Annotated in this window: 18 protein-coding genes; 13 read left to right on the top strand and 5 right to left on the bottom strand. The window is 34.3% G+C overall.

All coding sequences use genetic code 11. The annotated features are described in order from the left end of the window. From IEV77_RS14015 to IEV77_RS13990, 6 genes are all read left to right on the top strand, one after another. Positions 1–1,584: an aldehyde dehydrogenase (NADP(+)) gene (locus IEV77_RS14015; protein WP_188465881.1), complete on the top strand. Its 1,584-nt coding sequence runs from the start codon at positions 1–3 to the stop codon at positions 1,582–1,584. Positions 1,585–1,588: 4 nt separating this feature from the next. Next, positions 1,589–3,325, top strand: a complete 1,737-nt coding sequence (locus IEV77_RS14010; RefSeq protein WP_188465879.1) for a DUF885 domain-containing protein — start codon at positions 1,589–1,591, stop codon at positions 3,323–3,325. Next, the gene (locus tag IEV77_RS14005) at positions 3,318–4,328 is read left to right on the top strand and encodes a 4-hydroxyproline epimerase (RefSeq protein ID WP_188465877.1); all 1,011 of its coding nucleotides are present in this window, start codon (positions 3,318–3,320) and stop codon (positions 4,326–4,328) included. Before IEV77_RS14010 ends, IEV77_RS14005 begins: the two co-directional genes overlap by 8 nt. A 73-nt stretch (positions 4,329–4,401) precedes the next feature. Next, positions 4,402–4,674: a DUF3781 domain-containing protein gene (locus IEV77_RS14000; RefSeq protein ID WP_188465876.1), complete on the top strand. Its 273-nt coding sequence runs from the start codon at positions 4,402–4,404 to the stop codon at positions 4,672–4,674. 41 nt (positions 4,675–4,715) lie between these two features. Next, complete coding sequence (locus IEV77_RS13995; RefSeq protein ID WP_188465874.1) at positions 4,716–5,963, top strand: NAD(P)/FAD-dependent oxidoreductase; 1,248 nt, start codon at positions 4,716–4,718, stop codon at positions 5,961–5,963. A gap of 2 nt (positions 5,964–5,965) precedes the next feature. After that, positions 5,966–7,264, top strand: a complete 1,299-nt coding sequence (locus tag IEV77_RS13990; RefSeq protein WP_188465873.1) for an aminopeptidase P family protein — start codon at positions 5,966–5,968, stop codon at positions 7,262–7,264. Here IEV77_RS13990 and IEV77_RS13985 read toward each other — a convergent pair. From IEV77_RS13985 to gldJ, 5 genes are all read right to left on the bottom strand, one after another. Beyond that, positions 7,256–8,323, bottom strand: a complete 1,068-nt coding sequence (locus tag IEV77_RS13985) for a proline racemase family protein (protein ID WP_188465871.1) — start codon at positions 8,321–8,323, stop codon at positions 7,256–7,258. The genes IEV77_RS13990 and IEV77_RS13985 overlap by 9 nt on opposite strands. After that, positions 8,316–9,275, bottom strand: a complete 960-nt coding sequence (gene lhpI / locus IEV77_RS13980) for a bifunctional Delta(1)-pyrroline-2-carboxylate/Delta(1)-piperideine-2-carboxylate reductase (protein WP_188465870.1) — start codon at positions 9,273–9,275, stop codon at positions 8,316–8,318. Before lhpI ends, IEV77_RS13985 begins: the two co-directional genes overlap by 8 nt. Positions 9,276–9,388: 113 nt before the next feature. Next, positions 9,389–10,702 (bottom strand): S28 family serine protease, encoded by a 1,314-nt coding sequence (locus IEV77_RS13975; protein ID WP_188465868.1) that lies wholly within the window; start codon positions 10,700–10,702, stop codon positions 9,389–9,391. A gap of 64 nt (positions 10,703–10,766) precedes the next feature. After that, the gene (locus IEV77_RS13970) at positions 10,767–12,041 is read right to left on the bottom strand and encodes a UDP-N-acetylmuramoyl-tripeptide--D-alanyl-D-alanine ligase (protein ID WP_188465866.1); all 1,275 of its coding nucleotides are present in this window, start codon (positions 12,039–12,041) and stop codon (positions 10,767–10,769) included. Between the two features lie 64 nt (positions 12,042–12,105). Then, complete coding sequence (gldJ, locus tag IEV77_RS13965) at positions 12,106–13,806, bottom strand: gliding motility lipoprotein GldJ (RefSeq protein ID WP_188465865.1); 1,701 nt, start codon at positions 13,804–13,806, stop codon at positions 12,106–12,108. Positions 13,807–14,069: 263 nt separating this feature from the next. Between gldJ and porU the strand changes: the two genes are divergently transcribed. The 7 genes from porU (at position 14,070) to IEV77_RS13930 (ending at position 24,560) form a co-directional block, all read left to right on the top strand. Next, positions 14,070–17,948 (top strand): type IX secretion system sortase PorU, encoded by a 3,879-nt coding sequence (gene porU, locus IEV77_RS13960; RefSeq protein ID WP_188465863.1) that lies wholly within the window; start codon positions 14,070–14,072, stop codon positions 17,946–17,948. Positions 17,949–17,981: 33 nt separating this feature from the next. Beyond that, positions 17,982–19,229, top strand: a complete 1,248-nt coding sequence (gene porV / locus IEV77_RS13955; protein ID WP_188465862.1) for a type IX secretion system outer membrane channel protein PorV — start codon at positions 17,982–17,984, stop codon at positions 19,227–19,229. 175 nt (positions 19,230–19,404) lie between these two features. Then, the gene (gene cdd, locus IEV77_RS13950) at positions 19,405–19,887 is read left to right on the top strand and encodes a cytidine deaminase (protein WP_188465860.1); all 483 of its coding nucleotides are present in this window, start codon (positions 19,405–19,407) and stop codon (positions 19,885–19,887) included. A 177-nt stretch (positions 19,888–20,064) separates the two neighbouring features. Further along, a complete protein-coding gene (gene pdhA / locus IEV77_RS13945) occupies positions 20,065–21,063 on the top strand; it encodes a pyruvate dehydrogenase (acetyl-transferring) E1 component subunit alpha (RefSeq protein WP_188465858.1) in 999 nt (332 codons plus the stop codon). Between the two features lie 3 nt (positions 21,064–21,066). Then, positions 21,067–22,755, top strand: a complete 1,689-nt coding sequence (locus IEV77_RS13940) for a pyruvate dehydrogenase complex dihydrolipoamide acetyltransferase (protein ID WP_188465856.1) — start codon at positions 21,067–21,069, stop codon at positions 22,753–22,755. 97 nt (positions 22,756–22,852) lie between these two features. Further along, complete coding sequence (locus IEV77_RS13935) at positions 22,853–23,884, top strand: M28 family peptidase (RefSeq protein ID WP_188465855.1); 1,032 nt, start codon at positions 22,853–22,855, stop codon at positions 23,882–23,884. After that, positions 23,874–24,560 (top strand): SDR family NAD(P)-dependent oxidoreductase, encoded by a 687-nt coding sequence (locus IEV77_RS13930; protein ID WP_188465853.1) that lies wholly within the window; start codon positions 23,874–23,876, stop codon positions 24,558–24,560. Before IEV77_RS13935 ends, IEV77_RS13930 begins: the two co-directional genes overlap by 11 nt. Positions 24,561–24,569: the final 9 nt, after the last annotated feature.

Below are 24,569 nucleotides of genomic sequence, written 5' to 3'. Positions count from 1 at the left end.
ATGATATCAGGAAAAAATTATATAGGAAATCAACTTTCAGCAAAAGGAATTAAAACGTATAAAACTTTTAATCCGCAGTTGAATATTGAAAACAATCCTATTTATACCGAAGCAACAAAAGAAGAAATAGATGAAGCAGTCTCAATGGCTTCAAATGCATTTAAAACATTTAGAAGTACTTCTGGGAAAGAGAAAGCGGCTTTTTTAAATGCGATTGCAGACGAAATTTTAGCGTTAGATTCCAAATTAATAAAAACTTATTGTTCTGAAACAGGTTTACCAGAAGGTCGTGCCATGGGCGAAAGAGGCAGAACAGTTGGCCAATTGCGTGCCTTTGCCGAATTAGTTCAAGAAGGGTCTTGGGTAGAAGCTACCATAGATACGGCGCAACCGGAGAGACAGCCTATGGCAAAATCTGATATAAGAAAAATGATGGTGCCATTAGGTCCTATAGTAGTCTTTGGAGCTAGTAATTTTCCTTTGGCATATTCGACAGCTGGAGGAGATACAGCCGCCGCTTTTGCAGCAGGTTGCCCAGTTATTGTAAAATCACATCCTATGCATGCAGGAACTGGCGAATTAGTAGCTTCGGCAATTATCAAAGCCGCAGAAAAAACAGGCATGCCAAATGGGGTGTTTTCAAATATAAATAGTAGTGGAATAGATGTAGGAACACAATTGGTTTCTCATCCTGGAGTTAAAGCAGTAGGTTTTACCGGAAGTATTCGTGGAGGTCGAGCTTTGTACGATTTAGCAGCAACACGTGAAGAACCGATTCCAGTATTTGCTGAAATGGGAAGCATCAATCCCGTAGTTATTTTGCCAGAAGCTTTAAAGAGTAGAGGTGAAGCGCTAGCAAAAACCTATGCTGGATCTATTATGGTAGGAACAGGTCAGTTTTGTACCAACCCTGGTTTGCTATTAGGAATTAAAGGTGACAGTTTATCACATTTTATTCAAAATTTATCCAATGAAATTATAAAAATAGAACCTACTTGCATGTTGCATCCAAATATTATTGGAGCTTATGAGCGTAACAAACAAAAAGCATTGTCTCAGCCCGAATTAACCGTTGTTGCCGATTATAGTTCAGATGTAAAATCAAATTATGCTAGACAAACGGTAACTACAGTTGAAGGGGCTACTTTTCTAAATAATACATCATTACATCAAGAAGTTTTTGGGCCTTATTCTATGGTTGTTCAATGTGAAAGTGCCGAACAATTAGAACAGATTATTTCAAAACTTGAAGGACAGTTAACAGGAACTTTAATTGCCGATGAAAATGAAGCAACTCATTATCCTAAAGTTATTGATGCTTTACAAAATCGTGTAGGTCGTATCATTTACAATGGTGTGCCAACAGGGGTTGAGGTTTGCCCGTCCATGGTTCATGGTGGTCCATATCCAGCTTCAACGGATAGCCGATTTACGGCAGTTGGTATTAATTCCATCAAACGTTGGGTAAGACCTTTTAGTTATCAAGATTGGCCAAATAATTTGTTGCCAAATGAATTAAAGAATGAAAACCCATTAAATATTTCACGTTCAGTAAATAACAAGCAAACCACAGATACTATCTAATTCTATGAAAGTTTCAAAACTTTTAACCCTCTTTTTTTTGTGCAGTTTTATAGCTTGTAAAAAAGAAGTCCCTGAAAATAATTCTTCAGAAGTATTGTTGGAAGATATTATTAAAACATATGAAACTGAAAGAGAATACGATTTTGAACGAAATGAATCAGTAGAAAATACCATTGCATATTATCAAAAGGAAGCAGATTTTGCAGAGGAACTTCAGCAAGAACTTTCAAAAGTGAATGAAGAAACGCTATCGGAATCTGAGACTATTTCCTTGGAATTGTTACAATTTGTCTTACAAGATAAAATCGATACAAATACCTTTAAAACCTATCTCAATACGATTACTTCAGAATCTGCTTTTCATTTAAATTTAAGCAATATGGCAAATATCACTTTTGCAGATTATGAAGATGTAAAAGAATATTTAGTCCAATTAAACGATTTACCAAAAACGGTAGATTATAATTTAGCACTTCTAAAGGAAAGCGTGAAAGAAGGCATGTCGCAACCAAAAGCTGTTTTTGGTGACTATAGTTTTACGTATAATAAACATCTTGTTGATGATTATACTAAAAGCGACTTTTATCTACCTTTTAATACCTTGCCTGAAAGTCTTACTAAGCAGCAAAAAGACAGTGTTTTGACAGTTGTTAAACTCAGTATTGAAAACAATGTGGTTGCTCAATATCAAAAGATTAAAGATTTTTTTGAAATCGAGTATTTTCCAAATTCTCGTAAAAAATTAGGCATCACATCTACACCCAATGGCGAAGCTTTTTATCAAAATAGAATTAATTATTTTACCACAAGCAATCAATATACAGCCGAAGATATCCATCAAATAGGGTTAAAGGAAGTGGCTAGAATTAAAGGCAAAATGCAAGTCATTATTGACGAATTGGAATTTGAAGGAAGTTTTGAAGATTTTCTAGCATTTCTTCGAACCGATCCACAGTTTTACGCAAAAACGCCTAAAGAATTAATGATGTTTGCTCGTGATATTTCTAAAAGAATAGACGGTGAGTTACCAAAATATTTTAAAACCTTACCAAGAAAACCATATGGCGTTGTTCCTGTTCCTGCCGCTATTGCACCAAAATATACTGGAGGAAGATATTCAGGGTCAGACAATGATAAAACGGCAGGATTTTATTGGGTGAATACTTATGATTTACCAAGTAGAACCTTATATACTATTCCCGCTTTAACTGCGCACGAAGCTGTTCCAGGGCATCATTTACAGATCTCTTTAAACAACGAATTAGGTGATTCCATTCCAGAGTTTAGAAGAAACTTATACCTTTCTGCTTATGGGGAAGGTTGGGGTTTATACTCCGAATATTTAGCCGATGAAATGGGGATTTACACAACACCTTACGAGAAATTTGGTCAGTTAACTTATGAAATGTGGCGAGCCTGTAGATTGGTTGTCGATACTGGAGTTCACGCCATGGGCTGGACTAGGCAAGAAGTTCTAGATTATTTGGCTTCAAATACAGCTTTGTCTATTCACGAAGTGACTACCGAAACGGATAGATATATTTCTTGGCCAGCACAAGCTATTTCCTATAAAATAGGCGAAATAAAAATTAGAGAATTACGTGAAAGAGCTGAAACTGAATTACAAGATAAATTCGATATTCGAGAGTTTCACGAAGTCATTTTAGGAGAAGGAACAGTAACCTTATCTATTATGGAACAAAGAGTAAATAGTTATATAGAAGCTGTTAAAAATGAATAAAAGCACATTTGTTTGTATCGATGCGCATACCTGTGGAAACCCGGTTAGAGTTATAAAACATGGTGGTCCAGACTTGGTTGGAAATACCATGAGCGAAAAGCGTCAGCATTTTTTAAAAGAGTACGATTGGATCCGTAAAGGTCTCATGTTTGAACCTCGTGGTCACGATATGATGAGTGGTAGTATTTTATATCCACCACACCATCCAGAAAACGATTTTGCCATTCTGTTTATTGAAACCTCAGGTTGTTTGCCCATGTGTGGACACGGAACTATTGGAACCATTACCATTGCTATTGAAGAAGGTTTAGTTATTCCAAAAATTCCAGGAAAAATTAGAATGGAAGCTCCGGCTGGATTGGTAGAAATTGAATATCAACAAACAGGAACTAAAGTCGATTGGGTAAAACTAATTAATGTGAAAAGTTATTTAGCGGCGGAAGGTTTAACGGTTGATTGTCCCGAATTGGGAGAAATTACATTCGATGTGTCTTATGGTGGAAATTATTATGCCATTGTAGATCCACAGAAAAATTTCTCTGGAGTTCAGGATTTTTCTGCTTCAAAAATCATTCAATATTCGCAAGTAGTTAGACAACGGATCAATGAAAAATATCCAACTTTATTTATTCATCCAGAAAATGAAACCATTCGAGATGTCACACACATGCTTTGGACCGGAACTCCAATCGATCCGGCATCGCATGGCAGAAATGCTGTTTTTTATGGCGACAAAGCTATCGATAGAAGTCCGTGTGGAACAGGAACTTCAGCAAGATTGGCACAATTACATGCCAAAGGACAATTGAAAGTTGGAGAAGATTATATTCATGAGAGTTTTATTGGAAGTAAATTTGTTGGACGTGTTGAAAAAGAAACTACTTTAGATGGGAAATTAGCAATTCTTCCTAGCATCCAAGGTTGGGCAAAAGTTTTTGGACATAATACTATTACTATAGATACTGAAGATGACCCGTATGCTTTAGGTTTTCAGGTAATTTAATTCGAAGAATTAAATTACTCCCAACTTGATTGGGAATCTCAATAAACAAGTATAACGCTTTCGCATTATTACTATGAAAATAAACAAGGAAGACATTTTAAAAAATCATTGTTATACGGAACTTGTTTATAAAAGGATAAATAAGAAATTAGGCACTAATTTTTCCAAAGAAGAAAGTGAAGCGCTTATTAAGAAGGTCTTAGCAGAAACAGATATAGCGTACTTCAATAAGAAAGGAAAGAATTTTTATATTACAAACATCGAGTATAATATTAAAATCACAGTAAATTCAAATACATTTCGAATTATAACAGTAGATCGTATTAAAAAAGGAAACATAGAATAATTAGTTTTTTAATCTGTAATAAGTTTAAAATAAGAAGTTAAATGTCAAAAAGCATTATAATTATAGGCGGAGGCATCATTGGTTTATGTTCTGCATACTACCTTCAAAAGGAAGGACATCAAGTAACTATTATAGATCAGTCTAACATGGATACAGGAGCTTCTTATGTCAATGCAGGGTATTTGTCGCCAAGCCATTTAGTGCCATTATCGGCTCCTGGAGTTATGAAAAAAGGTTTAAAATGGATGCTGAATTCGGCAAGTCCGTTATATATAAAACCACGTTTGAATACCGATTTTATTAAATGGACATTGGCGTTCAATAAATCTTGTGATGCCAATCATGTTAAAAGAGCTATTCCTGCTATTAAAGGAATTGCTTTATGGAGTCAGGATTTATATGATGATATTAAGCGGGATGAAAATTTTAATTTTCATTACCAGAAGAAAGGCTTGCTTATGTTGTGTCAAACAGATAAGATGCTTGAGGAAGAAATTGAAATGGCACATTTAGCAAAACGTGAAGGTTTAGACGTTAGTGAAATTAGCAAAGAAGAATTAAAAGCTTTAGAGCCAAATGCCACTTTTAATATTAAAGGAGCCACTTATTTTAAGTGTGACTCTCATATGACGCCTCAGGAATTTATGACCGAGATGAAAGCGCATTTAAAAGCAGTTGGCGTTCGGTTTTTTCCAAATGAAAAGGTGGAAGATTTAGTCGTAAATAATGAAAAAATAGAAGCTGTTAAAACGAATAATCAAACCTTAAAAGCAGATGAATTTGTTTTGTCGGCTGGGTCTTGGAGTTCCTTATTAAGTAAAAAATTAGGCTTAAAGTTGTTGCTTCAAGCAGGAAAAGGTTATCGGATAAATACAACGCAAGATACAGGAATTACTATTCCTTCCATTTTAGCTGAAGCTAAAGTGGCTGTAACTCCAATGAATGGTTTTACTCGTTTTGCAGGAACCATGGAAATTGCTGGAATAAACGACAACATCAATAAAGTTCGAGTAGAGGCGATTGCTAAAGCTGCATCAAGTTTTTATCCAGAAATAACACTTACTCAAGAAGAAAAAAACGATGTAGCTTCAGGTTTACGACCTGTTTCTCCAGATGGTTTGCCATATATTGGAAAATCTTCAAAATGTAAAAACTTAACCATTGCAACAGGTCATGCCATGATGGGTTTAAGTATGGGGTCTGCAACCGGAAAATTAATATCTGAAATTATTTCAGATAAAAAAACAACATTAAACATCAATCCATTTCATCCAGATAGAAAATTTTAAACATGAGATATAATCAAATTTCAAATAAGCTATTTATTAAAAATAGAATTCATTTTAGTAAAAAAATGTCATTTAATTCTTTAGCCATTCTTACATCCAATGATGTGAAACATAACAATGCAGACGATGTCATGGGGTTTACCCAGAATAACGATTTGTTTTATTTATGTGGTATCGATCAAGAAGAAACCATTTTGGTAATGTATCCTAATGCCTATAAAAGAGAGAATCGCGAGATTTTGTTTATTAAGGAAACAAACGAGCAAGTTAAAATTTGGGATGGCGATAAGTTAAGCAAGGAACAAGCTGCAGATATTTCAGGAATTTCACGAGTAGAGTGGGTTCATGATTTTGAAAAAGTCTTGCAACTCATGGCTTTTGATGCTGATGGCATTTATCTTGGGCACAACGAACATATTAAACGTGTAACCTTCAATCAACAAACACAACAAGATAGAATGATAATTTGGTGCAAGGAAAAATATCCTTTGCATGACTATTATCGTGTGGCAAAAATTACTCGAGATTTAAGACTTATTAAATCTGATGAAGAAATTGCCATGATGCAAAAAGCAGCAGATATTAGTGTTGAATCTTTTAAGCGTGTTTTGAAGGCATGCAAGCCTGATATGAAGGAGTTTGAACTTGAAGCTGAATTATCTTATAATTTAATAAAATCTGGAGCCACGCGTCACGCTTTTAAACCTATTATCGCTTCCGGGAAAAACGCCTGCGCACTTCATTATAATACGAATGATGATGTGTGTGAAAATGGGGAGATGATTCTTCTAGATTTTGGCGTTTGTTATGCGAATTATAACAGCGATACAACTAGGTGTTTTCCTGTAAACGGGACATTTTCTAAAAGACAAAAAGAAGTTTACAGCTCCGTTTTATACTGTTTAAAAGAAGGAAGTAAGTTGTTGAAACCAGGAATTCTGCCTTCAGATTATGAAGCTCAAATGGCAAAACTTGTTGAAGCAGAACTTATAAAATTAGGTCTCTTAGATGCAATTGATGTTGCAAATCAGAATTCTGAAAAGCCATTATATAAAAAATATTTCATGCATGGAACGGCTCATCATATTGGGTTGGATATTCATGATGTTGGTTTGTATTCTAAACCATTGGAAGCTGGAATGGTTTTAACTTGCGAACCAGGAATTTACATTCCAGAAGAAGGTATTGGTTGCAGATTAGAAAACGATTACTTGATTACCAAAGATGGAAACTTCAATCTAACCGAAGCTATGCCAATAGAAATCGAAGAGATTGAAGCGTTGATGAAATCCTTATCTTAAAATAAATCCATCTTTCATTGGGTCATTCGGGTCAATTACAAAGGTGTGCATTCCTGTAATATAAGCGGTTCCTTCTACTTGTGGAATGACCGCTTTGAACGGACCGTAATTTTCTTCTGAAAGAATAGAGCCAGTAAACACAGAATCTGTAATACTTTCTATGGTCATTTTGTCTCCGTAATTTATTTCATTTCTAGCTTTATGAATAGCCATTCTTCCGGAAACACCAGATCCTGTAGGGCATCTATCGACTTCGCCTTCTGCAAAAACGCACACATTTCTACTATCTACTCCATTTTCTTGTTTACTATTATCTATAAAAATGGTGCCATAAAGAAAACTTAAATCTTCCTCAAATGGATGAAGAATCTCTTTATCATTTTCCATGACAGCATGTTTAATGTCCATGCCTTTTGTAATTAAAGAACGATAAGATTCTGGTTTTAAATTGAAGTCAAAATTGTTTTTTGCCAAATCTACATAAGCATAAAAAGCACCGCCATAAGCCAAATCATAAGTTACTTCTCCTAGGCCATTTACTTGGACCTTTCTGTCTAAACCAACAACAAAACTTGGTACACAATGAAACTTTACACTCGTTACTTGGCCTTTTTCAACTTGCGTAAAGGAAGTAATTCTACCACAAGGCGCATCAATTTTTAAAATGTTTTCTCCTTCTTTTACGGCTATCCAATTCATTTCGACCGCCAAAGTTGAAATGGCTATAATGGCATGTCCACACATGGTTGAGTAGCCTTCATTGTGTAAAAAGATAATCCCAAAATCGCCTTCATCATCATTTGGAGGTGTTAAAATACAGCCATACATATCTGCATGTCCACGGGGTTCAAACATTAAAACTGTTCGTAAATGATCAAAATTTTTAAGACAATATTTGCGATATTCTAAAACGGAATTCCCTTTTAATTCTGGGAAACCATCAACAATAACACGAAGTGGTTCGCCCCCTGTATGCATATCAATTGTTTTAATTTGAAGCCAATTTTTATTTGGTTTAAAATCGGTTTTACTTAGGATATTTTGATAGGTGTTAGTCATTTTTAAATTTATTATAATAGTAAGTAGCTGCAGTTAAGTCTTCCAATGAATGACCAACAGACTTAAAAAAGGTGATTTCATCTTTATTTTGTCTTCCCGATTTTTGATTGGAGCAAAGCTGAAATAGGTCTGCTTTAATATCTTTTTCTTGAAGAGTCCCATTTTTTAAAGGAATAACAATATCTCCACTTTCTTTTAAGCCACCTTGAAAGGTATCAATAAAGATGGAAGCTTTTTTGATGGTGTCATCATCCGCTTCTCTCATGTCTGGTTTGTATGCGCCTACTAAATCTAAATGCTGCCCGGATTTTAAATAGGCACCTAAAACTAAAGGCGTTTTAGATAATGTAGCACAAGAAACAATATCGACTTCTGAAATCTTTTCTTCAATGGTTTTAATAGGGTAAACGTTGAATTTTTCATTTTTAAGCTCTTTAGCAATTGCTTCAGCTTTTTTGAAATTTCTACCCCAAATAAAGACGTTTTCAATTGGTCTAACCGAAGCGTGTGCTTTAATTAGATTTATAGATAAGGCTCCAGTGCCAATCATTAACATGGATTTTGAATCTTTCCTAGATAAATAAGATGAAGCTAAAGCAGATGCTGCTGCTGTTCGTTTAACAGTTAAACTTTTAGCTTCCATAATAGCCTTTACAGTTCCTTTTAAAGCATCAAAATAAATATAGGTGCCTTGAATGGAAGGTAATCCAAACTGACTATTTTCTGGGCTTACTGTAACAATTTTTACACCAGCAATTTTACTCGGATTCCATGCTGGCATTAATAAAAGTGTCGAGTCTGCGCTGACTTCAGGATTTGGAAAATCGTGATGATGGCGTAAGGGAACAATGACATTATTGTTAGAGAAACTCTGTTTTAATTCTAGAATTAATTCAGAAAAAATAGTGTTTTGCTCTATAAAAGAGTCTCCAATTTGTAAAATATGATCCATAGATTAAAAGTAACCAAAATTTGAATTCTAATTACATTTTGGCGGAACATCAGTGAAAATGGTATCAATATTGGATAATATAGTATCTAAATAGAAATACTTATTCAAATTACTTATTCTTTTAACCAGCCATCAATAATAGCGTAAATTTCTTTCTGACTTTCTGGACTAAAGCTTTTTATTCTGGTGGTATGACTTCCTTGTGGTTGGACAAATTTATAGACTTCTCTATCTGAAGCATCATCTTTTAGCTCTACAGCTGTTGCACTCCAAGCATCATATTCACCATAAATAAATAGCATGTTTTCCGCAGAATTATCTAGAAAAGCTTGAACCTCCAACATAGGTGCTAAATCGTATGGTTTTGAAATGCCTTCAGGGAAAGCCCATTCGAATGTGTAAATTTCTTCGGTGTTTAAATATTGTTTAAAAGGCGCTGTTTCATAACCATAAATACCTTGTTGCGTTAATGCAGCCCAAAAGTATGGTTGCAAACCTTGAACCCCTTTTTCTTCATAAAAACCATAGCCAACCACATTAATTAAATGATCGTAAATCTGTTGGGTAGTAGCATTTTCTGTAGGAATGCTTTCTGTTGGAACTCCCCATTGCCAAAAGGCAAATGAATATTCAAGTATGGTATAATCGATAGCTTTATCTACGCCAAATTCCCAAGACATGTTTTTTTCAACGGCAGAGGCTTTCATCATTTCTAAAAGTGCGTCTCTATTTTCAAAGCATAAGTTTTGAAAAGCTTTTACTTTATCTCTATTCTCTTGTGTACTTACATTGTTCAAAAACTCATAAACTCTAGGGTCTTCACGTTCATAATTCAAAGGGCCAACATAACAAACACAGGCATCCACATTTTCTGGAAAATATCTTCGATGTAACATGGTTGTTTGACATCCTTTAGAGATTCCTGTAGAAATAAATTTAGCATTTGGAAATAACGCATCCCTTATAGCATCAATAATTCTTGCTTGATCTTTAGCGGCATTTTCTACAGTAAGCGTATTCCAATCGATGCTCTCTGGTTTCGAATTATTAAAGTATCTATGTTCAATGTTTAACTGGTTCGCTTTATAATGGCTAGCTAGTTCTCCAGCTTTCTCAGTGCCAATGCCATAACCTTGAAGCTCCACGATAACTGGTTGCGTTGCATTTTCATAACCTAAAAGCACGCGTTGTTTAAAGGTGCCTTTAGAAAGGTCGTTATAATCTATGGGCTGTTCGAACCAAATTTCATAATTTTCATTAAAATGACTAACAGCATCTCTTTTTTCGATGACTACAACATTTTTTATGGAAGCTAATTTTTCAAAAACAGGAAGTTTTACTTCAGCTGTAATAGTTGACTGCGATGTTTTGCATCCTGTTATTGATAAAACAAAAAGTGAAAGAAATAACGTGCGAATTAGTTTCATGAGTTGTTGTTTAAATTAGGTTCTATGAAAGATAAATATAATAATTATACAATTGAATAAGCTATTAGAATAAATCTAAAATACGCTCTAAAGCCATACCTCGAGATCCTTTAATGAGTAAGGTGGCGTCTTCTAAACTTTTCAAATTGAATTGTTCTTTAAAATCGTTGAAGGTTTTAAACGTTTCATGGCCAATTGGAAGGGCATTATGAAAATTTTCTCCTATAAAAATAATTTTTGAAATAGGTAATGAATTTGCCAATGTCGCAATTGTTAAATGTTCTTTTTTGGCATCTGTACCTAACTCGAACATATCTCCAAGAATAGCGACCTTGTTTGTAGTTTCTAATTTCCCAAAATTTTGCAAGGCTACTGTCATACTTGACGGATTGGCATTATAGGCATCCAAAATAATTTCAGTATTTCCTTTTTTAACAATTTGAGACCTGTTGTTTTTTGGAGTATAGTTTTCAATTGCTTCTTTTATAAGTTTTTCATCTACCTTAAAATAGGCGCCAATGGCAATAGCAACTGCTATGTTATTGAAATTATAATCGCCAATAAGTTGGCTGTTTATTTCAATATTATTAAAACGAACAGTAACATTAGGTTGTGCGCTTACAAAATGAATAATGTAATTATCAGTTTTGTTTTGACCAAAAGAAACGGTAGTAGCTTCTTGACTTTTCTCTAGTTGAATAGAATCGCTTGAGTTTACAAACATGGTTTTGTTATGGTTTATAAGATGTTTGTACAGTTCTGATTTTGCTTCAATAACGCCTTCAATACTTCCAAAACCTTCCAGATGTGCTTTTCCGAAATTGGTTATTAAACCATAATCAGGAAAAGCGATGTTACATAAAAACGCTATTTCACTTTTATGATTGGCGCCCATTTCAACAATACCCATTTCGGTATTGTGATTCATTTTTAGTAAAGTTAGAGGAACACCAATATGGTTGTTGAGGTTTCCAAAAGTTGCAACCGTTTCGAATTTTTTAGAAAGCACAGCATGAATCAATTCTTTCGTAGTCGTTTTTCCATTACTTCCTGTTAAAGCAATAATGGGCAGGCTTAGATGTCTTCTATGATATCTTGCTAATTCTTGAAGGGTTTCTAATACATTTTCAACAACAATACATTGCTTGTTAAGTGCAAATTCCTCTTCGTCTATAATGCAATAGGAAGCGCCATTTTCAATAGCTAGTTTGGCAAACCTGTTGCCATTAAAATTGTCGCCTTTTAAGGCGAAATATAAATTGTTTTTAGAAATTTTTCTAGTGTCTGTTGAAACAGATGGATGCTTTAAGAAAAGCTTATGTAATTTTTCGATGTTCATAAAATAAATGTATAAAAAAAGTCCTAACAAATTGTTAGGACTTTTTTAAAAGATATGAAATTTCTTAATTTTTTGTTTTGTTCTTGCTCTTCGATTTAGAACCTACACGAGACATAGCACATCTAAAGCCAATATAATCTGTAGCCATAGTTTGTGGGAAATAACGTCTTTGAGCTGGATCTAACCAATATTCTCTGTCTTTCCAAGAACCACCTTTGTAAACACGAACTTCGTCGTTAATTAATGAGGTTCTTTTGTTAGACTTGTCGTATTCTCTAATTAAAACTCCTGTAGAATCGTCTGTAGTAACACTGTGTTTAGGCGAATTGTACATTTTACTTGTTACGGAGGCGCCTACTATTATATTGCCATTTTCATCAGTTTCAGTAAAACTTTCTCTGTATTGACGAGACGACTGTTTGTCTCCATCTCTAAAGTTTCTGTTATCACTTCTGTCAAAATTTTGTCTTAAATATGTTTCATCTTCGTCAATTGGAATTTGAGCAATTTCTCCAGGTAAATCTCTGGCAACCACTTTTCCGTTAGGTAATGTGTCAAAAACAATTTCGTCTGTAGTTACAATAGTAACAGTCCCATCTTCATTGATCGCATTTTTTGTATAGACGTTTCCACGGTAGTAGTTAAAGTCGTTGAACTCATCATCAACTATCGGTCTGTAAACATCGGCAACCCATTCGGCTACGTTTCCAGCCATATCATATAAACCAAAATCGTTTGGTTCGTATTGTTTTACTTCATTAGTAATATCTGCACCATCGTCAGACCATCCAGCAATTCCACCGTAATCTCCATTACCTTGTTTGAAGTTAGCCAATTGGTCTCCACGAACTTTACGTTTTCCAGAACGTGTGTATTGACCATCCCATGGGTATTTTTTTCTACCTCTATAGATGTTATAACTACGTAATTCTGTTAAACCTAATGCCGCATATTCCCACTCAACTTCTGTAGGAAGTCTGTAACTAGGTGAAATAAGACCAGTTTCTCTAGTAGCATATACACCAGTAGTATCACCAGAAGCAGTTGTTTGTACTCTTCTTCTCGTGTTATCTGGACTAGTAAGACTATCATTACCACCATATACTTGAGAAGGAGCGTTGATATAAGTTTCGGTATTGAATGTTTCTCCAGCTCCAACACTCGCTATTTTAGCATCTCTAGTAATGTAACCAGCTTCCTCTAAATACATTTCATTAACACGATCTGTTCTCCAGCTAGCAAATTCAACTGCTTGAATCCAACTAACTCCTACAACAGGATATTCTCCATAACCAGGATGACGTAAATAGTTTTCAGTCATTACTTCATTAAATCCTAATCTGTTTCTCCATACTAATGTATCAGGAAGTGCACCATCATAAATGGCTCTATAGTTTTCTTCTGAAGGAGGATAAATTCTTTTTAACCAATCTAAGTATTCTAAATACATTTTATTGGTAACTTCTGTTTCGTCCATATAAAAAGACTGAACGTGTTGTTGATTTGGTGTGTTGTTCCAGTCGTGCATAACATCATCTTGAACTCTACCCATAGTAAAAGTACCACCTTCAACAAACACCAATCCTGGAGCAGTTTCCTGTTCTTGAAATTGTGTGTTATACTGAAACCCACCCTCTCTATCGTTTATATCCCAACCTGTAGCTCTAGAGCTGTTAGAATTTGATGATCTTTTACAACCAATCGTAGCTAGTGAAATTGCTACTAGAAGCAAAATCTTGAATGCCATTACTTTTTTCATATCCATACTTTTAAGTAAGCTTATAATATTTTTGGTGACGCAATATAAGAATTATCGGTAATTATACAAGATAAAATGTAAAATATGATTAAATATTTATGTATTTCATCCTATTTATTACACGTTATAACGATGTTTTTCTCGTTTTAATCCTCCAATTTGTGTTTAAATAACGTGTTTTTTTATAATTTATTATTGTAAATTTGAAACGTTTTTTAAAATTGTTTGTTTTGTCATACTAACATGCAATTATTCACGTTATTTAAACAATGAAAAAGAAATTATTATTCTTAAGCTTTTTTACCTCCTTAGTGATCTATTCTCAACAAAAGCAATTTCAAATTCTTTGGGATGGTGATGAGGTGTTCTCTACAGGGAGTTTTAGTGTTACTGTTCCGTCTTTTAATAAGGCAAACTTTAATTATAGTGTAACAGAAGGTGTGCAGTTTGTTTCTCAATGGGAAATTAATCAATCTGTGGACGAGTCTTCGGTAAAGGTTGAGAATGTAACCTATGCATCTATCTCAAGAAGCGAATTAAAAAATATTGATGTAGAATCCTTGCCTACAGAGTTGCGCTTTAGTCTTAAAACAGCTATTGCTAGAGATAAGATGCAAGCATATTTTGTGTTATCTCCTATAATTAAAACAGGCAATGGAGTTTATAAGAAAGTAACATCGTTTACGGTTAGTTATTCTAATGGAGGACAACTTTCCTACCGAAACCAGAACCAACGTGTTATTCAGAATTCAGTTTTAAGTAGCGGGCAATGGTATAAATTTTATGTAGATAAAACAGGTGTTTTTAAAATTTCAAAAAACTTTCTCTCTCAAATGGGAGTGAATGTAAATAATATAGATCCTCGAACCATTAAACTATATGGAAATGGAGGTAATATGATTCCTTATTCCAATTCTATTCCCTATCCTATTGATGTTACTGAGAATGCTATAAGAGTAGTTGGAGAGAGTGATGGTGTTTTTCACGATAGTGACTATATTTTATTTTATGCGCAAGGCCCGCATGAATTTAGTCCAGATAGTAACACGAATATTAATTGCTACACAGATCAAACCTATTATTATATAAATATAAGTCCAGGAAACGGAAAAAGAGTGCAACCTTTTATGCAACCATCTGGTGCAGTGGATTTAATGATTGATACTTTTCAGGATTATAAATATCATGAAATTGACGAGTATAACCTAGTAAGTGTTGGAAGACGTTGGTTTGGCGATAAGTTTGATGTGGACGATACCAAAACCTTCGATTTTAGTTTTCCAGACTTGGTAACCACTATACCAGTAAATCTAAAAGTATTTGTTGCAGGTACTTCTGTTACCCCAACAACAATGTCAGTCAATGTTAATGGTGACAACATAACCACCTTACCTCTTGCTGCAATTACAGATTCTAATTTAGCTACAGAATCTAGTTACAATAACAACATTACTGTTAATTCATCTAACCTGGCCGTTACATTAACACATAATAATGGTGGTAATCCGTCAGCCTTAGCTTATATAGATTATATTTCGCTTGAGGCCACTAGAGCATTAAATTTCTCAGGAAATCAATTCACTTTTAAAAATAAGGAGGTTACCCTAATGTCTGGAATTGGTCAATATAATGTTACCAATACAGCTCAGGTAAATGAAATTTGGAATGTAACAGACATATATAATGTTACCACTTATTTAAATCCAGGGAATAGTTCTAATTTAAGTTTTACCTCCACTTTGGGAAGTTTAAAAAAATATGCCATTGTAACACCTTTAAATTATTATGAACCTTTTTTAGCTTCTAATTCTTCGGTTTATAATCAAAATATTAAAGGAACAATTTTTAAAGATGCACAAGGTCAGGATATAGATATTGATTATTTAATAATAACTCCAAGCTTTTTAAAAGGTCAAGCCGAAAGATTAGCTCAAATAAATAGGACGCAGTATAACTTATATGTTAAGGTTGTGACCTTAGATGAAATCTACGCCGAATTTAGTACAGGAAATCAAGATATTGGAGCGATAAGAAATTTAGTAAAATATGTGTATGACAATGCCTCGACTCCAGAAAAGAGGGTGAAATATTTATGTCTATTTGGAGATGGCTCTTTCGATTATAAGGACCGAATTCCAAATAACACTAATTTAGTACCATCTTGGCATGCCTACAATAGTTTTAATCTTACCAACTCGTTTATATCTGACGACTTTTTTGGGATGATGGATTTTAACGAAGGGGATATGGCTATTTCAGATAAATTAGATATCGCTACAGGTAGAATATTGGCCGAAAATTATCAGAGTGCTAGAGAGTTGGTCGATAAAATTGAAAGATATTATAGTGAAGCCTCATTTGGGAGTTGGAGAAATAACTTTGTAGTTATTTCAGATGATGTCGATGCTAGCTGGGAACAATCTCTTGAGGAAACTACAGATGAAATTGGTAACGCAGTGGCACTCGAAAAACCATTTCTAAATGTTACCAAAATACATTCAGATGCTTTTGTACAAGAATCTTCTGCTGGAGGTAATAGGTATCCAACAGTTAATGTGGCTATAAAAAATGCCATAGAAAATGGTGCTTCAGTAATAAATTATTTTGGTCATGGGGGAGAAGATGGTTTAGCTCACGAACGTATTTTTGAAAAACCTGATGCTCAAGGACTTAATAATTTCTGTAAACTTAATTGCTTTGTTACGGTTACTTGTGAATTTACCAAATTCGATAACCCTTTAAGACCTACAGCTGGAGAATATACCTATTGGAATAAAGATGGTGGTGCCATAGGGTTAATTACAACAACTAGACAAGTTTTTGTAAACGTAGGGATTAGCTTTAATAATGTTTTAGAAGAATATCTATTTTCATATAGCGATAATGATACGTATCCAGATTATGAGTATCCTAGTATGGCTGAGGCTTTAAGACTTACAAAAATAGATCCAGCAATTTCCATTATTTCACAAAGAAGATTGGTGTTTTTTATTGGTGATCCAGCCATGAAATTAACATTTCCAAAACCAGACATTGTTTTAACAAAAATAAACGATGCGCCAATTTCAGGACCTACAGATGTTTTGCAGGCCTTGAGTCGTGTTAAATTATCTGGAGAAGTCGTTGACTTGTCAGGAAACGTGATAACAAATTATAATGGGATACTTTCAACCACAATTTACGATAAGAACATCCAAAGACAAACCTTAGGAAATGACGGAACCACATCTAATGGTCAACTAATAATTATGGATTTTGAAACTCTTGGACCAATTATTTTCCGAGGGCAGGCTTCTGTAACCAACGGTCAATTTGATATCGAGTTTGTTGTACCAAAGGATATTGGGATTCCAGTAGGTTTTGGTAAAGTAAGTTTTTATGCTAAAAAGGAAGGCGTTCTAATAGATCAGGCTGGAGCTAGTGTCAATCAAGTTCAAATTGGAGGTTTAAACGAAAATGCTCCAGAAGATAATATAGGCCCAGTAATTGCGGCTTATATGAATGATGAAAGCTTTGTTTCTGGCGGTATTACAAATAGGTCTCCAAGTTTATTGGTAAAGCTGCAAGATGAAAACGGGATTAATACAGCTAGTGGTATTGGACATGATATTGTAGGTGTTTTAGATGGAGATGAAGCCAATCCATATATTTTAAACGATTATTACCAAACAGAACTTGACGATTATCAACAAGGTATTGTAAATTACCCTTTAAGAGATTTGGAGCCTGGCTTGCATACGTTATCTATAAAAGCATGGGATGTTTATAACAATTCTTCTGAAACAGAAATACAATTTGTGGTGTTTGACGAGAATCAAGAGTTGGTCATCGAAAATGTTTTAAATTATCCAAATCCCTTCGTTAATTACACTGAATTTTGGTTTAACCACAATAGTTCGGAACCATTAGACGTTTTAGTGCAGATATTTACTGTTACTGGAAAAATTGTAAGAACTCTCAGTGGACAAACAAATTCAGGAAATTGCTGTAACGATGGCGGCTCTTCATTATCAAGAGAAATTATTTGGGATGGAAGAGATGATTTTGGAGACAAAATAGGAAAAGGTGTTTATATTTATAAGCTAACAGTCCGTTCGGCTGCATTAAATAAAACAGTAGAAAAAATAGAGAAACTTGTTATACTATAATAAAAATATATATTTGCTAAATAAAAATAATTTATGAAGAAATCACTTTTAATATTTTCAGCATTATTCTGTGCTGTTCAAATACAAGCTCAAAACGTTGTTGAAATTATTACTCCAGACCCTTACTATTCCGGAGTTATTACTACAGGTGTCCCTTTTTTATTAATTGCTGCTGATGCGCGTGGAGCTGCATTAGGAGATATGGGGGTTGCAACTTCTGTAGATCCGTTCTCACAACAATGGAATGCCTCTAAATATGCTTTTTCTGAAACCAAACAAGGGGTTGGACTTAGTTACACACCTTATTTAAGTAAATTAGTAAATGATATCTCTTTAAGTAGCATAAACTATTTTAACAGGTTAAACGAAAGAAGTGCTTTTGCTGCTAGTTTTAGATATTTTGGACTTGGAGAAATTGAATTTGTTGAAGATGAAAACCAAACGCCATATATTGTTAAACCTAACGAATTTGCTTTGGATGTTTCTTATGCCTTAAGATTAAGCGACGAATTTTCCATGGCTGTAGTTATGCGTTATGTAAATTCAGATTTGAAAATACCAAATGCAAATACAGATACCTCACCAGCGAGTACTTTTAACGTAGATATTACTGGTTTTTATCAAAGTGAAGAACAAGCTTATAATAGCTTCAATGGAAGATATAGATTTGGATTTGCTATTCAGAATATCGGGCCTACATTTAAATATGACGAAGGAGGACAAGAGAATTTTCAACCTACAAATTTACGTTTAGGGGCTGGATTTGACTTCATTTTAGACGATTATAACAAAGTAACTCTAACAACAGAATTTACTAAATTATTAGTGCCAACACCTCCATTAACTGGAAATGTACTTGTGTTTGATGATGTAAATGGTGATGGAGAATATGATGTAGCTGATGGTGATATACTTATTAGTGATACAGATAATGTTATTTTAGAAGGTAAAAGTAATGATGTAGGTTTTATGAAAGGCATGTTCCAATCATTTGGTGATGCTCCAGGAGGATTTAGCGAAGAAATGCAAGAATGGACTTGGGCTATTGGTGCCGAATATTACTACCAGGATTCTTTTGCTTTTAGAGCAGGATATTTCCATGAAAGTCCAGACAAAGGAGCTAGACAATTTTTTGCTATTGGTGCCGGATTTAAATATAATGTGATAGGTCTTGATTTATCATATTTATTTTCTGCTTCAAAAATACCAAGCCCTTTGGAAAACACCTTACGTTTTTCTTTAACGTTTAATATCGATAGAGAAGCTTACAGAGAATATTAGAAATTGTTTTAATTTGCCTTACAAACGGCATCAAAAAATGAAAGAAAATTCAGAGCTTGTCCCTAGGGACAGCTAAAAGGATATTAATTATAAAAAAACTATTGCAAACGCAATAGTTTTTTTGTCTAAAATAGTATCATTACCTTTAAGTATAATAAAAGTACATCCCAAAAGTATGAAGGAAATAAAAATTGAATCCATTTTATCCGTTTATGATAATCTAGACGAGTTACCTGCAGATATTGTAGGATTAATGGATCAAGCAGTTTTAGCCAGAGAAAATTCCTACTCACCTTATTCTAAATTTAGTGTTGGAGCGGCTATATTGTTAGATAATAATGAAATTGTTTTAGGGTCTAATCAGGAAAATGCGTCGTATCCATCCGGATTATGTGCAGAACGAACCGCTATTTATTATGCAGGTTCGCAATATCCGAAAGCTAAAATTTTAAAAATGGCCATAATTGCAGGTTCTAGAATTCGTCAGACAGTGACACCAATTCCTCCTTGTGGGGCTTGTCGTCAAGCTATTGCGGAATACGAAGTGAAACAGGATTCACCAATAGAAATCTATTTTATGGGTGAAACTGGAAAGGTCGTAAAATCGCATTCCTTGGCTAATTTACTGCCTTTGGTTTTCGATAAATCAGTTTTATAAAAATCGTTTTATTAGATATTAACGTTTTGAATTAAAATTTTACGAATTACTGTTTTTTCATTAGTGACTAAAGTGTTACTTTTGTTAATTGTTTCTATCTTTTTAAAAAGAAAGAATTATTATTCTTAAGCCTTACATAGGTTTATATTGAAAATTATTTTTTTAATATTTATTTAAATGCAAAAAATAACCAAAGAAGTTTACCTTAAGTGGTATGAAGACATGTTGTTTTGGAGAAAGTTTGAAGACAAACTAGCTGCTGTTTATATCCAACAAAAAGTAAGAGGATTTCTTCACCTATACAATGGTCAAGAAGCAGTATTGGCGGGAGCTTTACATGCTATGGACTTAACAAAGGATAAAATGATTACGGCATACCGAAATCACGTACAACCCATTGGAATGGGTGTTGATCCAAAACGCGTCATGGCCGAATTATTTGGTAAAGCTACTGGAACCTCTCAAGGTCTTGGTGGTTCTATGCATATCTTTTCCAAGGAACACCGTTTTTATGGGGGTCACGGAATTGTAGGAGGACAAATTCCATTAGGAGCAGGAATTGCTTTTGGTGATAAATACCACAATATAGATGGTGTTACTATTTGTTGTTTTGGAGATGGAGCAGCAAGACAAGGTTCATTACATGAAACTTTTAATATGGCTATGCTTTGGAAACTTCCTGTAGTTTTTGTTTGCGAAAATAATGGATACGCCATGGGAACGTCAGTAGAACGTACAGCAAATCATACAGATATTTGGAAACTTGGATTAGGTTACGAAATGCCTTGTGGACCTGTAGATGGTATGAATCCTGTAAAGGTTGCTGAAGCTTTCGACGAAGCGATTCAAAGAGCTAGAAGAGGTGACGGACCAACATTCTTAGAATTAAAAACATACAGATATAGAGGTCACTCCATGAGTGATGCACAGCATTATAGAACCAAGGATGAAGTAGAGGAGTACAAGAAAATTGATCCTATTACTCAAGTAAAAGATATTATTCTTGAAAATAAATATGCTACGGAAGCTGAAATCAAAAGTATTGATAAACGTGTAAAAGAGTTGGTAAGTGAGTGCGAAAAATTCGCTGACGAATCGCCTTATCCTGAAAAAAATGTCATGTACGACGTTGTTTACGAACAAAAGGATTACCCTTTTATTGAACATAAAATATAAGCTATGGCAGAAATTATAAATATGCCTCGTTTAAGCGATACCATGGAAGAAGGTACTGTGGCTACTTGGTTGAAAAAAGTTGGTGACAAAATAGTTGAGGGAGATATTCTTGCTGAAATTGAAACAGATAAGGCAACCATGGAATTCGAGTCTTTTCATGAAGGAACTTTGCTTTATATTGGTGTTCAAGAAGGTGAAACAACTAAAGTCGATACCTTATTAGCTATTATTGGAGATGAAGGTGAAGATATTTCAGATTTGATTTCAAATACCAAAACAGAAGATCCAATTACCAAAACTGAAGGAAAGAAAGATGTCAATCAGAGCGATAGCGATGAATCTCAAGAAGAATCTCATTCAGATTCAAAAGAAGAAGTTAAAACCGAATCTGGGTCAGTGAGCGAAACCGAACTGCCAGAAGGTGTAATTATAGTAACCATGCCACGTTTAAGTGATACCATGGAAGAAGGAACGGTTGCTACTTGGCTTAAAAAAGTTGGTGATGAAGTTTCTGAAGGAGAAATTCTTGCAGAAATAGAAACTGATAAAGCAACTATGGAATTTGAAAGTTTCCAATCAGGAACTTTATTATATATTGGATTGCAAGAAGGAGAATCGGCGAAAGTAGATTCACTATTAGCTATTATTGGTCCAACGGGAACAGATGTTTCTCAATTGGCCAAAAACTATGGTACGCAAGAATCTTCAACTAAAAGTGAAGCACCTGCAAAAGAAGAAGCTAAAAAAGAACCTCAAACTTCTAGCCCTAGCGAAAAGTCCGAAGCTTCAACTTCAACTTCAACTTCAACTTCAAGTTCAAGTTCAAGTTCAGATTCATCCAGAGTATTTATTTCCCCATTAGCCAAAAAAATGGCTGATGAGAAAGGAATTAATATTTCTCAAGTAAAAGGTTCTGGAGAAAACGGGAGAATTATAAAACGCGATATTGAAAACTTTACACCATCAGCTTCTGCTACAGCTTCAGTTGGAAAATTTGTACCAACCGGGCAAGAAGATTTTGATGAGGTAAAACACTCTCAAATGCGTAAGGTTATTGCTAAACGATTAGGTGAATCTAAATTTACAGCACCACATTATTATTTAAATGTGGAGTTCGATATGGAAAATGCCATGGCATTCCGCTTGCAATATAATTCGATACCAGATACTAAAATATCATATAACGATATGATTGTTAAAGCTTGTGCTTTGGCTTTAAAAAAGCATCCACAAGTAAATTCTCAGTGGTTTGACGATAGAATGCGTCTTAACAATCACGTACATATTGGCGTAGCAGTTGCTGTTCCAGATGGTTTAGTAGTTCCTGTAGTTAAATTTGCTAACGAGCAAAGCTTAACACAAATTGGAGCTGCTGTAAAAGATTACGCAGGTAAAGCAAGAAACAAAAAACTAACGCCTCAGGAAATGGAAGGTAGTACCTTCACCATTTCTAATTTAGGTATGTTTGGGATTGAGAGTTTTACTTCTATTATCAATCAGCCTAATTCTGCTATTTTATCTGTAGGTGCTATTGTTGAAAAACCAGTAGTTAAAAACGGACAAGTAGTTGTTGGAAATACCATGAAATTAACCATGGCTTGCGATCATAGAACGGTTGATGGAGCTACAGGATCGGAATTTCTTATAACCTTGAAAGGATATATTGAAAATCCGGTAACTATGTTAGTTTAAATCTGATAACAATAAGTTGAAAAAAATATAAATTAAAAACCTGTTTCATTTTAAATGAAACAGGTTTTTTTATCTTTAAACAAAATATATAAAACTCATGAAACATCTTTTATACCTTATTTTTATTGGAGTCTTTTTTTTAGGCTGTAAACCATCAACAGTGGTCACTAATAATAACGATCCAAGTGAAATAGTTATTTCAACACCTTCCAAATATCAAGCGGTAATCCCTTCTGCTACTAAATTAGATAAACCTTATGTTGTTACTAGTATAGAACTAAAGGAAACAGTTGAGTTTTTAGCCTCAGACGAATTAAAAGGAAGAGCTACAGGGAGCGTCGGTATTGAAAATGCAGCAGTTTTTATAGAAAATAAGTTTAAAGAATACAACCTGAAGCCTTATTTTGAGACCTACAGAGATCCCTTTATGGTTGGAGACTTAAACGCTTATAATATGGTAGGTTTTCTTGAAGGTCAAGATGCAAAACTTAAAGAGGAAGTAATAATTATAGGAGCACATTATGATCATATTGGCTATGGAAAAATAGTTGAAAACGATTCTATTGCGAATGGTGCAAATGATAATGCCGCTGGAACAAGTTCTGTTTTGGCAATGGCTAAATACTTTTCAGAATCTAAAACCAATAGCAGAAGTATCATGTTTGTTTTGTTTTCAGCCGAAGAAATGGGCTTGTTAGGTTCTAAACATTTAGCAGATAAATTAAAAGCAACAGACATTAATTTATACACTGTTTTAAATATGGAGATGATTGGTGTTCCTTTTGTAGATAGAGACTATGTGGCTTTCGTTACAGGTTACGATACCTCAAATATGGCAACTAAAATAAACGAGTATGTTGGCAGTAATCTCATTGGTTTTTCAAAAGTTGCTAAGCAATATGGCTTGTTCAAAGCATCTGACAATTATCCTTTTTATGAAGCTTTTAAGATACCTAGTCAAACCATTTCATCTTGTGATTTGTCTAATTATAATTATTATCACCATGTAGATGATGAAGCAGATAAGTTGGATTATGTACATATGGCTTCATTAATCAACAGCTTTATTCCTGCTGTCGAAATGATAAGTCAGACCCCAACTAAAGAAATTGTGTTGTATGAAGAGTAAAAATATTATTATTACAGGTACGAGCAGAGGTATCGGATTCGAACTTGTAAAATTATTTGCAAGTCAGGGACATCAAGTTTTGGCATTATCCAGAAACCATAATCCCGTAACTAATCTAAAATTGAAAAATGTTACGGCTTTAACTTTTGATTTATCAGAACCTTCAAATTACAAAATAGTAACAGATTTTGTTGAAAAGGAATGGAAGCAAGTGGATGTTTTAATAAATAATGCAGGCGCTTTATTAAATAAACCATTTAAAGAGACAACCTTTCAAGAATTCGAAACGGTCTATAAAACAAATGTATTTGGGGTTTCAGAAATGATACGTACCATTCTTCCATTTACAAAGAAAGAGAGTCACGTTGTTACTGTTAGCTCCATGGGTGGCGTTCAAGGTAGCGTTAAGTTTCCTGGCCTTTCAGCCTATAGTTCTAGTAAAGGTGCGGTAATTACGCTTACAGAATTGCTTGCAGAGGAGTATAAAGAATCTGGTCCAAGTTTTAATGTTCTAGCTTTAGGAGCCGTACAAACAGAAATGTTGGAAGAAGCCTTTCCTGGATATCAAGCCCCAACAACAGCTTTAGAGATGGCAAAATATATTTCAGATTTTGCCTTAAACGGCCAAACATATTACAACGGGAAAATGCTACAAGTTTCTAATTCTACGCCTTAGTAAAAATTT

The organism is Xanthomarina arctica (assembly GCF_014638915.1).
Classification (GTDB): Bacteria; Bacteroidota; Bacteroidia; order Flavobacteriales; family Flavobacteriaceae; genus Xanthomarina; species Xanthomarina arctica.
This window is presented reverse-complemented; position numbering and strand designations above follow the sequence as displayed.

What these genes read in the sequence shown, in the direction of transcription:
- IEV77_RS14015 (WP_188465881.1), top strand. Translation starts at nt 1, where the DNA reads ATGATATCAGGAAAAAATTATATAGGAAATCAACTTTCAGCAAAAGGA.
- IEV77_RS14010 (WP_188465879.1), top strand. Translation starts at nt 1,589, where the DNA reads ATGAAAGTTTCAAAACTTTTAACCCTCTTTTTTTTGTGCAGTTTTATA.
- IEV77_RS14005 (WP_188465877.1), top strand. Translation starts at nt 3,318, where the DNA reads ATGAATAAAAGCACATTTGTTTGTATCGATGCGCATACCTGTGGAAAC.
- IEV77_RS14000 (WP_188465876.1), top strand. Translation starts at nt 4,402, where the DNA reads ATGAAAATAAACAAGGAAGACATTTTAAAAAATCATTGTTATACGGAA.
- IEV77_RS13995 (WP_188465874.1), top strand. Translation starts at nt 4,716, where the DNA reads ATGTCAAAAAGCATTATAATTATAGGCGGAGGCATCATTGGTTTATGT.
- IEV77_RS13990 (WP_188465873.1), top strand. Translation starts at nt 5,966, where the DNA reads ATGAGATATAATCAAATTTCAAATAAGCTATTTATTAAAAATAGAATT.
- IEV77_RS13985 (WP_188465871.1), bottom strand. Translation starts at nt 8,323, where the DNA reads ATGACTAACACCTATCAAAATATCCTAAGTAAAACCGATTTTAAACCA.
- lhpI (WP_188465870.1), bottom strand. Translation starts at nt 9,275, where the DNA reads ATGGATCATATTTTACAAATTGGAGACTCTTTTATAGAGCAAAACACT.
- IEV77_RS13975 (WP_188465868.1), bottom strand. Translation starts at nt 10,702, where the DNA reads ATGAAACTAATTCGCACGTTATTTCTTTCACTTTTTGTTTTATCAATA.
- IEV77_RS13970 (WP_188465866.1), bottom strand. Translation starts at nt 12,041, where the DNA reads ATGAACATCGAAAAATTACATAAGCTTTTCTTAAAGCATCCATCTGTT.
- gldJ (WP_188465865.1), bottom strand. Translation starts at nt 13,806, where the DNA reads ATGGATATGAAAAAAGTAATGGCATTCAAGATTTTGCTTCTAGTAGCA.
- porU (WP_188465863.1), top strand. Translation starts at nt 14,070, where the DNA reads ATGAAAAAGAAATTATTATTCTTAAGCTTTTTTACCTCCTTAGTGATC.
- porV (WP_188465862.1), top strand. Translation starts at nt 17,982, where the DNA reads ATGAAGAAATCACTTTTAATATTTTCAGCATTATTCTGTGCTGTTCAA.
- cdd (WP_188465860.1), top strand. Translation starts at nt 19,405, where the DNA reads ATGAAGGAAATAAAAATTGAATCCATTTTATCCGTTTATGATAATCTA.
- pdhA (WP_188465858.1), top strand. Translation starts at nt 20,065, where the DNA reads ATGCAAAAAATAACCAAAGAAGTTTACCTTAAGTGGTATGAAGACATG.
- IEV77_RS13940 (WP_188465856.1), top strand. Translation starts at nt 21,067, where the DNA reads ATGGCAGAAATTATAAATATGCCTCGTTTAAGCGATACCATGGAAGAA.
- IEV77_RS13935 (WP_188465855.1), top strand. Translation starts at nt 22,853, where the DNA reads ATGAAACATCTTTTATACCTTATTTTTATTGGAGTCTTTTTTTTAGGC.
- IEV77_RS13930 (WP_188465853.1), top strand. Translation starts at nt 23,874, where the DNA reads ATGAAGAGTAAAAATATTATTATTACAGGTACGAGCAGAGGTATCGGA.